Origin of the sequence: Halorussus pelagicus, assembly GCF_004087835.1 — an archaeon.
Classification (GTDB): domain Archaea; phylum Halobacteriota; class Halobacteria; order Halobacteriales; family Haladaptataceae; genus Halorussus; species Halorussus pelagicus.
Genome location: NZ_CP035121.1, coordinates 49,680 through 65,047 on the forward strand (window position 1 = coordinate 49,680; position 15,368 = coordinate 65,047).

Here is a 15,368-nt window from a genome sequence, read left to right on the forward strand (position 1 = left end):
CTCGTTCTATTCGTTACTCTCGTTTTGCTCGTTTCTGTTTTTCCAGTCGCTATGAGATCAGTTACAGTTCTTAGAGACGAGAACAGTAATTAATGGAAGCACCATTCAATGAGAACTATAACCGTTACTAGATTAATGAGACTAACAGCGAAGAGTCGTCTGCTCATCAGGGGGACGGTTAGTAACTGGTAATATACTCACGAAGGGACCAGGGAATAAACACAGATCGAGTCAATTGATCTTAGACAAAGTATTTAATTACATTGTCTCTGAATTACGTTTCATTAGATGTCACTTAAGGCCAGAGAGTGGACAAACGAATTGACCGATAGATACGTCGATCTGCTGGAAAAACTTGAGTCTATAGGTCCAGACGGTCGGTACGACACACCGAAGGATGCGCTCTTCAACGAGACGAGCATTGGTGGCGGCGAAGCGGGGACAGCCGGCGCCCATCAAGACCGTGAACTGGTAGAACTCCTGCAGAACGGTCGTGATGCTATCCAGAAGGCAGACGAGACGGGGACGCTGTACGTCGCCGTCTCACGTGAAGGCGTCCTAGTAGCCAACACCGGTGCGCCGTTTGAACTTGAAGACGAGGAGGTTCTGGAGGACCTACGCAAGGTCAGCCGCTCAGGGAAGGAGACAGACGCAATTGGCGAGAAGGGAGTAGGCCTGACATCAGTCTGTACCATCGGAGATGCCTACGAGGTATGGACGAACCTTGAAGACGGGAATCTCGGGCGGCTCCAATGTGGGCCTGTGAACCCGACCGCGGCCGTTCTCTCTCGGTCGACAGCGACTGACAAGCCGGCGGTGGCAGAGTGCCTTGACAACTTCCGGGGGCGGCTAGCAACTGGCGACCTTGCCGAGCTCGTTGCGCCGACAGACCACACGAGCCACATCACGCCAGAAACCCTTCGCTCCGAAGACGTCACGAGCCTCCCCTTCTTTTCCTATCCGCTACCACTTGAGGTGCCGGACGACCGAGCGGCACTAGATGGCTCGCTACAAAAGGTAGCAAAACAGCTGTTAACCGATGCGTCGGTGATCGTCGATGGGCCAGATATTCCGGATCAGTTCACGACGGCAGTCATCGTACACTTTGAGGACGAGGATCTTACGGAATTCCGTTCGGCCCTCGGGGTTGAGACAGAGCGCAATGGCGACCCCAGCCGAATTGCGAACAACCTGTGGGCTCGGCTGAGCTACTCGGCCACGGCAAACGCGTACGGAGAGTCACGAGGCGAGGTAACGCCAGAGTCACTCATCCACTTCGGGAACATCGACCAGCTCGTACTGGATCATCTTGAGGGGAGCGAGCGGAAGGCCCACGAACGGTGGGATATTGACCGGTCGGACCCGGTGACCCACACAACCGATACCGAGCGCCCGGTGCAGTCGACATCTGTGACGGTGACAGTTGACCAGCGAGAGCAGGATTATAATCAAGGACAGGGCCAAGAGCGGGTCCAGCAGACCTACGACCTGTTCCACTGGGTAGAGGGACACGAACCTATCGTCCCGAAGAACCTGCTGACCACAGAGCAACGTCGATCGACAGATGATGAACAGGAAGTAGACGTCCAACCACGAATCCTCGTCCCGACGGATAACGAGCCGCCAGCCTGGCTGGCTGACAAGGATCTGCAGACAGTCCTCGAAGGTAATGTACTCGATGGCGTCGGGCCGGAGTCTCACTCCTACCCGCCGTATCTCTACTACCCGATTACGGGTGCCTCGAGACAATTCCCATTCTGCCTGCATGCGAACGTGGAGGTCTCAAAAGATCGGGAGAAACTCTACTCTGACTCAGACCAGTACAACGCGTTCATCCTAGACCACTGTGCGACACTCATTGGCGACGTCGCGACCGTGCTTGCTCGCCGGGATAGATGCGCAGGTGATTTGGGAACCGTGAACAGCCCGTGGAATCTCCTGCCGCCGACGCCTGCAGGTGATGATGACGTGACGCTTACGGACATCATCAACGACGAGGTCCGAATTGACGAGGCCGAGATTGGCCTGCTAGACCTATTCTCTCGGGCCGTATACAACCAGCTGGGCGAACGACCGTGCCTGCCCACGGCGAGAATCAACGACTCCGACACACCGGCGACGGCAGTCACCGAGGCACTTCTGCATCCAAACCCCGAAGTGGTAGGAGCCTACGCAGCACTCTACTTAGTCAGGGAACGACTGGGCGAGTCCGTCCATAAGAGGGGTCCGACGAAGACGACGCGCCGTCTCCCCACCTTGGAAAGCCTACTTTCGTTCCTTCGGTGGAGTGTGCACGGCGATCTTGACACCGTCGACTGGTCTAAACGGTATCGCTATCTTCTAGAGGAAGCACCGCCGTCAGCGACAGACGAGACAGAGCGACTCCGCTCGCTCGTACAGGCCTGGACCACCCAGCTCTCACAACACCTAACAAGTCCGGACACACATATCGTCGTACCGTCGACGATCGGGCAGCAACTCTTCATCGGGTCAGTTACGCTCGTGGACGCATACGCCGATAGCAAAGAGAAAGACGTCGCGAAGATCCTAGATGACGAGTTCGACATCGCAGATGCTGGCGTCCACATCCTTCCGTGCTCCTATCGGTCGGAGGACACTGACGAGGGATATGTCCAGTTGGTCCCTGTAGAGTCCCACGGCGAGGGTGGCAACGTGACAGAGACATACACACGAACAGTGTTCTGGAGGGGTGATGATGCGCCTGAGACGGAGTTACGTATCCCTCCGGACAACATCGGCCTCAGCGTGTTCGTCATCGACGAAGCGATTTCCGAAGATTCCCGGTGCAGTAGCATTCTCTCAGAGGCGGGGAACGATTGGGGGATCGTCCAGCTACGATCGTACCCACAATACGTGCGCGAACTCCTCGGGTCGACCCAACGCCAGCAGGGGCGAACGGACGAGTGCGATGCCTCCAATAAAGCGCTCTCGGACGACGCCCTGAGCTTCTTTGCGGCAGCCGTCGCCGGCCAGGAGCGAGAGCGTCTCGTTCCGACGGAGGGAGCGTACCTTGCTCACGACAACGTCCATAAACACACCCACAACTCCGAGCGCAAGCGGAACCTCCTGAATCGACTTGCGGTAAGACGAAACCAGCTGCAGTCGGACCTCCTCAACCAGGCCGATGAGACCGATCACCGTATCGCCGACATTCGCCTGCCACCGAGTTGGCAGGCACTCCGGGAGACCGACGAGCAGGTCGACACCTGGGGGGGACTGCCGTCAGAGTTGGACGAGCAGCCTACGACCTCGGCCGAACCGGTAAATGCCAGGCCGATCGTCCGCCCGCCAGACGACAATCGCTGGCAGTTCCTTGCCGAACGGGATATCTCCCCCACTACGACAGCAAAGCTTCTTAGCATCCTCGGTCTCTCAGCATTCCCGGAAGTGGAGGCCCTTGCACAGACAGAAACGCCTGGGAAGGGACGCGATCATTGGAACCCACTCAAGTGGGACATGAGCGATGCTCAAGCTGAGGTCGACATGGAAACGGTTTCGAGTCTCCGGGCAACGTTGCAGCAGGTCATCAGCCGGACAGCCATCGGAACCCGTGGTGAGGATAGTGGGTCATATCTTGACTTAATCACCGCACCGGAGTTCGGTCCGCAGTCGACCGCCGGCCACAGCGATCAGTGCTCAGTTAAAGAACTCCGTGGTCGGTATACCAGTAGCGAGCTCGGCATCGCACCGTCAACTGTCGTGGATGGGCTTGACAGCCGCGACGTCGCCTTGGAGTCGTGGACTTGGATATCTACCGAGGGCTCGGACAATCCCTTCGCCCGACTTGGCGTGGAGTACGTCTGTGACGTCCTCGCCACCTACGGGGACAACCTCAAGCAATCGATTCTGACCACGGGGTGGTCATGTCGTGACAACCACAGCGGGCGCCACGGCTGGACCGACACGGTCCCAACATTGCTTAACTGGCAACTCCGCGCGGCACAGATGTGGGGCCAGCATAGCGGCTTCCAGGCACCGAGCTGGTGGTCCGATGACTCCATCCTCTGGGCGGTCGAGCGTGCAGGCGAGGGGTCACAGACAGGCAATTGGCTCCCGACAGTCGACGTCGGGGCGACAGAGATCGACATCCAAGTCTGGCGGACGCTCGGCATCAAGCCGCTCGAAGAGTTGTCTGCCACCGAGGCAGCGCTCCGCCTCCAGAAGATCCAGGAGGAACTTGCTGCAACGCCGTTGGTATCCAATCAGGACGAGCCCATCGCGCTCAAGGAGTTGGCCACCGACGGCATCGCCGATGGTTGGAAGACCGTCTACTCACGCCTCATTACACCGATCGCCGACTACCTCGACCGTGACGACTCAACACTCGGTGAACTTCCCTTTCTCACCCACTTCCCAGTCAAAGCCGGCGATCAGTGGGCGTCGGTACCGGTCGAGCTTGTTCGTAATCAAGAAACTTACTGGTTCAGCGACAGCCAGCAACTCCCTTGGGAAGATCGCGACGGCTCCTGGGAAGGTCCGTGGGTCGTGGAGACGCCGACTGTCGGCCGAGGGGCAACCCTCGCATCAGCACTCGACTGCGAATTCCGGACACAAGCCAGCGACCGCCCACAGCTATCGGTAGACCAACTCGATTCAGGGGGTAATCCCGAAACGGACGAGCGTCTCGCCACGAAACTGCGTAGTCGGCGGCCGCTCATCCTCGCCGCGTTGAGTGCGGAGACCAGCGAAACGTTCCAGCCTGACCACCGCGAAGACCTGGAGGTCGCGATTGACCACATCCGGAGCGTTCCAGAAGAGATGTTCGAGCGCTACCGTGAGCGGTTTTCGCTACAAGATTCCCGATTCGGTGAACATTCTGCCGTCTACCCACTTGGCGAGAACAAGACTGGGACCGAAAGCACCCAGTACGGACTTGCCTACAACGTGGCATCCGTCGATGATGAAGGTCCAGATCCAACGGTCTTCACCGAGGCACTCCAGGTACTGTTCGAGCGCTCGCGTTCGACATACCTCCGGCTCGCCCTCGCCAGCGAGGAGGAAGTACTCGATGCAGACCTCGATGTTGATGCCGTCCGACGCACAATTGGACAAGGATCGGCTGACGCGCTCCGGTCGGACATCGAGGCAACGGTAGCCCTCTTGGACACAATTGGCGCGTCGCTCGACATTGACCAGATACTGACCTCCCTCGACGACCGTCTCGCCGAGACGGAGACAGATGCCTACACAATCCGGATGAACATCCGGCAGGCTATCGGTAAGCAAACGACCGACTTCGATACCATGGAGTCCCTTATCGACGCGACCCAGTCGGCTCCAGAACCGGTCATCGAGATGATCCAAACCTTGCTCTCCGACCGGGCTGCTCTATCGGAGGAATGTCCCTGTACCGCCCTCTCGAAGACTATCGACCTGGAAACGTTCGTCACGTGGGCCAGCACCTATCATCCGGCGTTTGAAAACCACCACCCTCTGCCGAAAGAGCAAGCACATCGTCTAGAAACGGTTAGCCGAATTTGGTGGAACGCCGACAAAGAGACCCGCTGGACCGAGCTCCAAGACATCCAAGTGTGGCGAAAAGAGACACGCCAGCAACCGGCCGAGTGGTCCTGGACCAGCCCACCGTTTGCACATCGTCTTATCGAGACTGAGGAGACCGGCGAGGACGACTGCTGGCTCACACTCAGTCCTGCAGCCTTAGACGACCTCTGTGAGGCCGTTCTCACCGCCATCTTTGACAACGGAACTCCCGATACTGGACCGGAGGATGGGAACGGAACCAGCAACCAAGTCCTCCGTGGATCACTCAGGCAGTATCTCAAGACAGGGGAGTTCCCGGACCGTCACAACTCGCCGTCCGAAGAAGAAACGCACACTCAAAAGGTGCGAGAACAGGCCTTTGAGACGATTCAAGCCACGCCAATACAGTTCGCCGACGACGCCAACAGCGACGTGTCCGGCCGCATCCAGTCCCGAGACGCCGAATATGGAAGCGGCGGTAGCAGCGATCTCACCGACCGCCCCGAGTTCGCTGAGGAGGTCATCTTCGCCTCCATCTGCGGCCAGCTCAAGGCTTGGACCGAGGAAACCGACGACTGGCAGCATCGACTAGGTAGGCATCTTGAGTCGGTCGTCGATGAGTCGAGCTCCTGTCCCTGGCACAACCCCGGTCGCTGCCGCGATATCGACCGCCTGGAGCGAACACCCGAACAACTCGCCCAGCAACTTCTCGACTCTATCAAGACCGGTCGGACGTCCCGATCCGATGACGTGCCTCGCCTCACCTTCGTCGCCGCTGATGAGCGTGGTCCGGGGTACGACATCCTCGATATTACGGGCCGAGTCGCCGGGACAGCTAGCGATGAGACCATCCAACCGACCCCGATCGAGGTGAAGGCCGTGACCGGCGACTCACCCTACACCGTCCGCTTCACAGTCAACGAGTTCCGACGGGCGCTAACGTTCGTCCGAAACGATGTTCCGTACCGCATCCAGCTAGTCCGCATTGAGGGCAACGACATTGACTTACTCGATGCGACGTCGATCACGCCGGCGCCAGGCGTAACATTCCGGACGCCAGCCGACCTCTATGCATACCTTCCGAACTTGGACCTGCCGGTGGCCAAGGATGTGCCGGACGATGCCGTCGACAGCATTATCGCCAACACTCTAGAGCGGACAATCCGTGGAGGCTATCTCCGCATCACGTTCGACTGAGAGTCAATATTCAGGAATCTACTCAACCATAGAACGAAGCTCAGATTCGATCACAGAGTACTCACTTGCGTCCCATTCAAATCGCTCTTCAACGCCAGCATCGGTGAATCGAAGTGACGCACGAATACTGCGATCAGGACTATGTTGCAGGAGAGCCAGCGCATACGCGAGCATCTGGGGACGATAGTGATCAGCTAGCTCAGCAGTCGAGGTCGACGAGAGGTCGTTTGTCTTGTAGTCAATGATGTGGTAAACGTCTGGAGTAACGAGCAGTCGGTCGATATCACCGACAATCTGCGACTCACCAAGTCGGGCGACGACAGAGAACTCGTCGTAGGTCGCTTGGGGTTGGACATCCGCTTCAACCTGATCCACAAATTCGACTGCATCAGCGGCATGTTCCACGGCATCGCGGAGATCCCCCTCGGTTGGCTCCTCACCGGCCATCTGACTCAGACGACGAACGAGTGTTGGCCACTCGTCTCTCGGCGGCCGGAGTTCGTTGATTCGATGCACAACAGTCCCAAACATCGTCGGGCTTAGTCCGGATGACTCACCGCTTTGCGTGTAGCTGTGACCATCCTCAGAGGTGTCTGCAACCTCATTCACGAGGGTCGTCGCAGCAACCCGTTTCGCCGGCGTCGGAGCTGGTGGTGTAGGAATCGATATTTCCGGTGTCGAATCCGCAGTATCGTCGTCGGTTTTCCAATCTACTGGACGCGGAGGCTTACGTACCGTGTAGCTGGCCGCCCCGATCTGTCCATGAGCCTGTCCCTCCCGAATCGCTCGGTCGACGAGGTTTCCATTAAGGAGGACCGGCTGAAGGTAATCTCGCCACCGATCTGCCTCATCGAAGGCTGCCGGCTCACCGAGTTCGATGGCTCCCGATTCGTCAACATCGATTTCGTGTGTTCCACAGAGAAGGAGGTGATCTCGCGTTCTTGTACACGCAACGTAGAGGAGCCGTTTCGATTCCGCTCGCTCTTGGGGGAGTGACTGTCGATCAGCGTATTCGTGAACAGCTGTCTTCTCGATCGAGAACGCATCATTCGGATTCGGACCACCAACGGCCGGAATCGGAGGTGCGTCATCAGTTCCCCCCACGAGACGGACGTACCCGTGGTCGTCGATGGACTGACCGAAGTTGAGACTACTCCCGATGTCGGGAACTGTGACGATCGGGAACTCCAAGCCCTTCGCAGAATGAATCGTCATGATTCGAACGCCCTCGGCGTCTCCGGGGATGTCGGCCTCCCCCTCACGGGGATCGATTTCGGCTTGTCGGTCGATACGGTGGAGTAACCCAGCAGCGGTGTGAACGCCGTTTTCGCTCCAAGTCCGCACCTGATCGCGGAACTTCTCGACGTTCGCGACGGCCTGACGACCACGTTCGTCAGCACTCACGCTGGCCAGATATCCAGTGTCGTCAATCACCCGTGACAGCAACCGATTCCACGGAAGTACACCGTCCTCGGGCGGCGTCGCACAGCCGCTGAGCGTCCGCCACGTCGACAAGAGGTCGAACGCATCCGCCAGCTGTAGATCGTCCGTCTCAGCGAGTGCCTCCCAGACCGAGTCGGCGTCCGCAACTACCGGTGCGAGGCGATCATCAGTGAACCCAAACAACGGCGACCGGAGGACGCCGTAGAGAGAGACATCGTCCCGTGGATCTCCGAGAACTCGAAGCAGGTTCGTAAGTGCCTGCACCTCCGGCGTATCGTAGAACCCGACCCCGCCGACGACGGTATAGGGGATGTCGTACTCCTCAAGGGCCCGTTGATACCGGTCGAGGTGGGTTCGTCGGCGGAGGAGTATCGCCACGTCGTCGGGCGTGGCTTCGCGATGGGCTCCCGTGTCTGGATCCTGTATCATCGGCGGATTGTCGAACAGCTGCGTTAACCGAGCGGCAAGACCTTGTGCTTCAGCCTCGATGGTGTGGTCGAGTGCCCCCGCTACAACGGGATGGTCCGCACCGAGCAACGCTTCAGCGGTCTCTGCATCGTCCGGCACGGCGAGATACTCGACATTCCCTGTCAGGCCCTCGATTTCCTCCACGCGAGCACGCTCCGTGGTGAGTTCCTGTGGAGATGCCTCGAAGGGGGCGTGATCATCGCCCTCCGGCCGGAACAGGTGTCCGAAGAGTTCGTTGAGGAACGAGAGTGGGGTATCCAACGTTCGGAAGTTCCCCGAGAGTTCGAGCTCAGTCGGGCTTTCAGCCTCGCTATCGAGAACAATATCAACACCTTGGGCCGCATTGACCGCCTGGAGTTCGTCACGGGCCGCACCAAACGTCGTCACATCTGCTCCCCGGAATCCGTAGATGCTCTGTTTCTCGTCACCGACGAGGAAGACATTCGACGAAGTCTCCTGGTCGACGCCGGTGAGGAGTTTCACGAGTTCCCACTGGCGGGGATCCGTGTCCTGGAACTCGTCGACCATCACAGCTGCGAACTGGTCTCGAAGCCGCTCGGTCACGACCTCGTTGGTCCGAAGGAACTGCAGTGTAGTCTCAATCACGTCGGGGAAATCCAACGTATCTCGACGCTCTTTCTCGGCATCGTATGCTGCCAACACATCGTCAAACACGCGAAGCAGGGCGAGCGCATAGTGGGCACTATTCGCTTCGAGTTCACCGGGCGTGGTCGCGAGCGCCTCCTCGTGGGGTTCGACCGCAGCGATAACCGTATTGATCACGTCCTTCAGGTCGTCATAGACGTCGCCGTACTCATTCCACTCGTCTCTGTCGCCGACGACGTAACCGGAACTACTGTACAGACCGCCGTTTTTCTTCTCACACGCTTCATAGAGGGCGAGAATTGCCTGCTGACAGGTACGGGAGTCACTCTCGGCAGGATCATCGGGGAGTTGCTCGACGACATCCTCAAGTGTTCGGTAGGCTCGAAGGCCGTCGTCGTCGGAGATCGTCGCCTTGCGGTCTACGCGCCCGGTTATCGTTCGCAACTGATTCAGAAGTCCGTCCTCATACAGGGTCTCGCGAGCGTCAGCAGCGTCCAACTCACAGATAACCTCCCATAGCACGTCGACGTACCTCTCGGCGTCAGCGTCCTCCCACGCGTCCAATACGGCCTCGCTCTGTGGCCGTTCGTCGAGCAACCCTCCGAGAATGTCGACTAGTTCATCACGTCCCCAGAGCTGAGCGAGGAGGGCGACATCTTCCTCGTCCTGGTGTCGTTCGAGGAATTCAGTAACAACTTCGCGCTGGAGTGTCGCGGCGCCGTCCTCATCGAGCACGTCGAACCCAATCGGGACCGGGGCTTCGACGGCCCGCTCTCGGAGGAGGCGGGTACAAAACGCGTGTATCGTGTGGACATAGCCGTCCTCAAGGTCGTCTAGTACGTCTCGCCAGCGGTGATACGCTGTCGGCGAGTCGACGGCTTCGAGTCGGTCGTATACTTCCTCCCGAACGCGTTCAGTCAGTTCCGCAGCTGCTTTGCGGGTGAAGGTAATCGTGGCGATATTCTCGGGAGTAAGGTCTGGATTCTCGGCCAATATCGTGACGTACCGCTCGGTCAGTGTCGTCGTTTTGCCGGTGCCAGCACCGGCTGTGATTGCGACGTTCCGGTCCTGAACGAGTGCGTCTTCCTGCTCGCCCGTCAGCTGAATGTCGTCGGCTTCCTCAGTCATCGCTCATCACCGCCTCGAGATCTGCGTCGTCCTGCACACGGAATGGTACGTAGGTAGTGCCGTCGTCTCGAACCTCGTCGACGAACTCCCGCTTGCGATGGTGCCGGACGTCACAGGCGCGACGGTAGTCACAGTAGCGGCAGTTCGCCTCTCGTTCGGACAACAACGTCGTGTGGAACTGCCCGTTGGCAATCGCTTCGTCGATCTGTCCGAGCCAATCGGGGACGACATCGTTCAGGAACTGGCGGAGTTCCGCCTGTGAGTCGAATTTCGATTCGACACCACCGGGAATCTTGAGGTCGTTCGGCGGTCGGACCTGATAGTACGTCGCGGATAGCTCACCCTGCTCAAACAGGTCACCGTCCACGACCTCGTTCGCGGCGAGGAGATAGATGGGGAGCTGGAACTTCGTTCCGCCAGTCGTCTTCGTCATGTAGGGGGCACGGCCGGTCTTGTAGTCGTAGAGTGTGAGCGCCGGTTGCTCCCCGTCATGGATGTCAACGCGGTCGATGTAGCCACGGATGGAAACTGTCGATCCATCCGGTCGTTCGACTTCGAACGGCCCAGCATCCGAATCGGGAAGATCCTCGCCAAATGGAGCCTCGAACAGGTGAGGCTTGTCGGAATTCTCTCGCGACAGTTCGTTCTTGAGGAATGTTGCGAACAGTCCCTGTTCCGGAGCGTCGTGAGGGGGTGCCCCAGACAGGTAGGGAACAGCTTCATGGTCGCCTAGTCCTGCAAAGAGCTCCGCCTTCCACCGTTCGTAGAATAGGCCGTCGTATTCGAAGTCAGCGCCCCGAAGTTCCTCGTCGGCGATCTCATGGAGATGAGCCGCCAGTACGTCTTGGTCGTACTCGGTGAGGTCAACACTCCCCGCAGTCTCGTCCTGAAGATCGGCGTAGAAGCGTTCGAGGACGTCGTGGACATACGATCCAGTTTCGAGGGGTGTCGGAACGACCTCAACATCGTCGGGATCCTCGATCTCGAGTACGTTGTCAGCGTAGAACTTGAAGCCACACTCGGCATATCGCTCAATTCGGCTTGCGCTGTAGGGTTCACGCTCTGACGGCGGATAGACCTCTGCAACAGTCTCCGGATTGAGTGCACCGTCGTGCTCGGAGATGTCGGCCGTGCCCCTGTTAGTCGCACAGCTGAGTCCACGGTCGACTCGCTTCGTTTGCTCGGGGGAGAGGTCACCGCGGTCGCCGGCGTAGCTTACTGCGGCACGCCGGTCATCTGCCACGGCGACATGGCGTTGGAGGTCTTCACGAGAGCCGACACGATTATCAACGCCATTTTCAGGTTCGATCCCTGTAACGCGCTGTAGTTCATCGAGCACCGGTGACCGGACGACGGCGGATTCATCGTCGCCCGTCTCCGGTGTGGTAATTGTGAGCTCGTCGACGTTCGCGAGCAGCGTCGCGAAAAGATAACGGCCTCGGAGCCGCTCATCGCCGGTGTCAAACCGTGGATGTGCATCCGTCATTTCCTCGAAGAAAGCAGGCCGTTCCGGTGTCATCGGGAAGTGCTCGCTCGTCATCCCCACGAGATAGACTTTCTCGAACGAACGCATCCGAGCGTCAAGCAACCCCATCACTTCGACGTGACCGCCAGCAGCGCTCTGCGGGACCCGAATCGGCACGCCATCGAAGGCTCGAGTGAACAGTGACAACGGGGGGAGGTCGCTATTGACGGCTTCCAGCGACTCGAACGAGGAAAGGACCTCATCCACGAGATCGTAAGCCCGTTGTTCGATAGCTTTCTCAGCGCCGCTGGCATAGTCCTCTGACGCTGTCTCCATGTCAAATTGGTTGTCCAACAGCCAGCGTAGCGTCTCGGTCGCGTCTCCGATGTCTTCTGCCCGGAGTACCTCCAGTGTGGCCAGCAGTTCCTCAACTAGTGCCTCCGCCTCGTCGTCGATATCATCTAGCAAGGGCGAAATCGAAACCGTATCCCGCTGGCGGGCGGCAGCCGTGATGGCGTTGACCTGGTCGGCATCGACGACGTTGACCAGCGGATTTGCAAGCAACGACGTGAGGTCCTCGGCACGCGGGTCTGGTTCGGCGAGATTCAGTAGATCGTGAACGACACTCCCGGTGAAGGTTCGATTCAGCTGTGAGGCGGCAGTTGTAACGTGCGGGATATTGAACGTATCGAACGTGTCCTCGACATAGCCTGAATACGCCTCGGTACCTGGGATGACGACGGCAAGATTGTCAGGATCACGCCCGTTGGCTAACTCGGTTCGGAGTTGGCGGGCCACGAAGCGAATCTCACGCTCCGGTGTGGGAAGTTCCCGCCATCGGAGGGTGTCAGGGACTGGGATGGCGTCGGGGTTCGGTCGATAAAGAGCATCGGTGATTATTCCGAAGGCTCTCCCAGCATCATCGACCGGGTCCAGTTCTACTGTCTCGAAGTCCAGCGATTCATAGACATCCAGGGCGTCGGTTGCGACGGCATCGACCCCGCTCCGGCCACCCTGATGGAGCGGAAGTAGTGCGACCATCGGGAATTCGTTGACGAAGCGTTCGATGAGGCGGCGTTCAGCGGAGCGGAACTCGTGATATCCTGAGAGAATGACGACATCCAGTTCTGGAAAGACTGCTGATAACGACTGGTCTGCCGTCGCGACGGCTTGAAACATTTCTCCTCGGCTACAGACCCACCCGTCGACGTAGTCGGTGTGGAGATCCCGGTAATGGCGGTAGGCGTCAACAGTGGCTGTCGCAATACGGTCATCAAGAGCTGAACCCTCAAACTCTGCCGCCAGCGCGTCGGCAGTCCCGACGCCAGCGTCATCGAAGAGTGAAAACCGGCTACTGAACGAGTCTGCGAGAGCAGAGGATGCGGGTTCGCCAGCGAGAGCACCCTCTGTCTCGGCTGTGGTTCTGTCGAGCGCGTACTCCGTGAGCCGGCGGTTCAGCTGCCCGGAAAGTTGTTGGACCGGACCTTGAAGATTCTCGTAACACTCTCGAACGACCGTATCAAGCGTCTCGGCACGAAGTCGGAGTGGTTCGTGCGACGCCGCCCAGCTATCCTCGACCGAACTTCGACGAGCGTCATTCCGAGTTATGTAGAGAATACTCCCCAGCGAATCAGTTGCGATGTCATCAGCCCGCTGAAATGCTCGCTGTTCCAGTCGGGCATGCGTCGGACCAGTAAGAAGCGTTGAATCCATCGAATACTTCTGACCAAGATATCGCCCTTACTTTATTCTTACCGACATCGACATCTTAGTATACACCCCCTCTGAGAGCGAGTACAAAAGGAGAAGACGGGTCAGGCGATAGCCGCTAACACGCGGACAAATATATAGCGAACCAAACCTAGCTCAAAGGGATTTAGAACAACTGTTCGCGTATTTTCGTGCCTTGTTCGAGTGTAGCAGCATCTATACGTTTATTAATATCCTGAATGGACTCGTCCTTCAACTCTACAAGATCGAGATACTCTCGAATGATATCGGCATAGAGCTCACGGGCGTGTTCGAGGAATCTACTGGCTAGAAATTCCGTATCTCCGATTACAATCCGGTCGTCGTCGCTTGGCGCATCCGGGAGTGATCTATCATCATGAACAACATCATTTCGATGTTCGTACAGCGTTTTGAAGAACGCTCCAATCCGTTCTGGCGACCAATCGGGTGAATTGTGGTCTGCAAGGAGAACCGCCGTCCGAACACCAAGCCGGTACCTGTTACCTCCAGGAGAACCGCCTTTCAACACGGTCGTCTCACAGCCGACGACACAGTCGACTAATTGGTCCTCAAGCGACTCCCGGCTGAACATTCGCTCGAACCGGGCTAGCGGGTTCTGAAACTTAGTATGATCGGGTGCTATGCGGCGTCGGTGAGTACTCCACAACCGGGGAATCTCTAAGGCTCGATCTTCAGCAAGATGTGTCCCAGTCGGTTCATTTGGACACTCAAATTCAAGTTCGAAGGTAACCGGTGTCGCGATACCACGATACGATTCCCAGCCCGGAACCACATGATAACCTTTCTCGAATCCGACAGTTCTCAGCGGGCACAGGAGCCGGAGACACCGACGAACGCTCGTCGCGATATACTCTATCACGTCGGTCAGCTGCTGCCAGGGATAGACATCGGTCGGCGTGACATCGAAGTCCGGCCCTACCCATGGAGTGATCTCAGTGTCATCGATCTCCCGAGCGATTTCCTGGTAGGGTCGCCGGCGATGGAGGACGATTTCTAACGCTGCGTTTGGACTTCCTGCATCGAGTGTCTCGATCGGCTCAAGGACCCCAGTCCCCGGTGCTTCGTGAGTCGCGATTCCGACTTCTTCTAAGCGATCTAAGGGACGAATGCGGAGTGTGTCAACCCCGTATGGCCCCAGATAATCTGGACTACCCTGGATATCTGTTTCAAGGTTGATCGTGATGTCTGACTCAATGGTGGTGTTCTTCAAACAGAGTAGGAATCGGGAATACTCTCGATCGGTGAAGCGAGGTTCGAACTGTTCGTCGAAGGCGGCAGCAAAGGCATCTTCGTCGAACTGAAACTTGCCAGCGTAATTCAACACAATGCCGACGAACTCGAATAACCCACGCTCGATAGATTCGATACGTTTCGATTCAGAGTAGCCATCGTCCTCGGGCGGATCCGGAAGTTCCTCGTAGATACGGGAGGCCACCTCTCCGAACTCGCCATTATACAGGTTATCGAAGACATCCGTATCTTCGAAGACATCACCAGGGACGGGAACGGAGAACTCTTCGGTGTTATCAATGAATCCTCCAGAGTTCAACCGATGAAACGTCTGCGTCGGCAGATCGACATCAACATCGCTGTACCGTTCAATGATGGCTTGGACTCTGTCCTTGATTAACAGGCGTACATCACTATCCCAATCCGGTGGCATTCTATCAGATACCACTTCAGCATCCTATTTAATTCACCAGAAATACAACTTTAGTCAGTATACGGCGGTGGACGGATTGAGCGGATTATAAATGGCCCAGTCAGAGCTACTTCCGATGGAAAACCTTGTGTTTACTAGATAATG

Annotated in this window: 4 protein-coding genes; 1 reads left to right on the plus strand and 3 read right to left on the minus strand. The window is 57.7% G+C overall.

Going from position 1 to position 15,368, the window contains the following annotated elements:
* Positions 1 to 288 precede the first annotated feature (288 nt).
* Positions 289 to 6,699 carry a sacsin N-terminal ATP-binding-like domain-containing protein gene (locus EP007_RS16775; protein ID WP_128478922.1) on the plus strand — a complete coding sequence of 2,137 codons (6,411 nt, stop codon included), beginning with the start codon at positions 289 to 291 and terminating at the stop codon, positions 6,697 to 6,699.
* Between the two features lie 18 nt (positions 6,700 to 6,717).
* On the opposite strand, the gene EP007_RS16780 is transcribed toward EP007_RS16775, so the two are convergent.
* The 3 genes from EP007_RS16780 to EP007_RS16790 form a co-directional block, all read right to left on the minus strand.
* A complete protein-coding gene (locus tag EP007_RS16780; protein ID WP_128478923.1) occupies positions 6,718 to 10,344 on the minus strand; it encodes a UvrD-helicase domain-containing protein in 3,627 nt (1,208 codons plus the stop codon).
* Complete coding sequence (locus tag EP007_RS16785; protein ID WP_128478924.1) at positions 10,337 to 13,522, minus strand: PD-(D/E)XK nuclease family protein; 3,186 nt, start codon at positions 13,520 to 13,522, stop codon at positions 10,337 to 10,339. The genes EP007_RS16780 and EP007_RS16785 overlap by 8 nt, the downstream gene beginning before the upstream one ends.
* Positions 13,523 to 13,685: 163 nt before the next feature.
* Positions 13,686 to 15,224 (minus strand): hypothetical protein, encoded by a 1,539-nt coding sequence (locus tag EP007_RS16790; RefSeq protein WP_128478925.1) that lies wholly within the window; start codon positions 15,222 to 15,224, stop codon positions 13,686 to 13,688.
* Between the last annotated feature and the right edge of the window lie 144 nt (positions 15,225 to 15,368).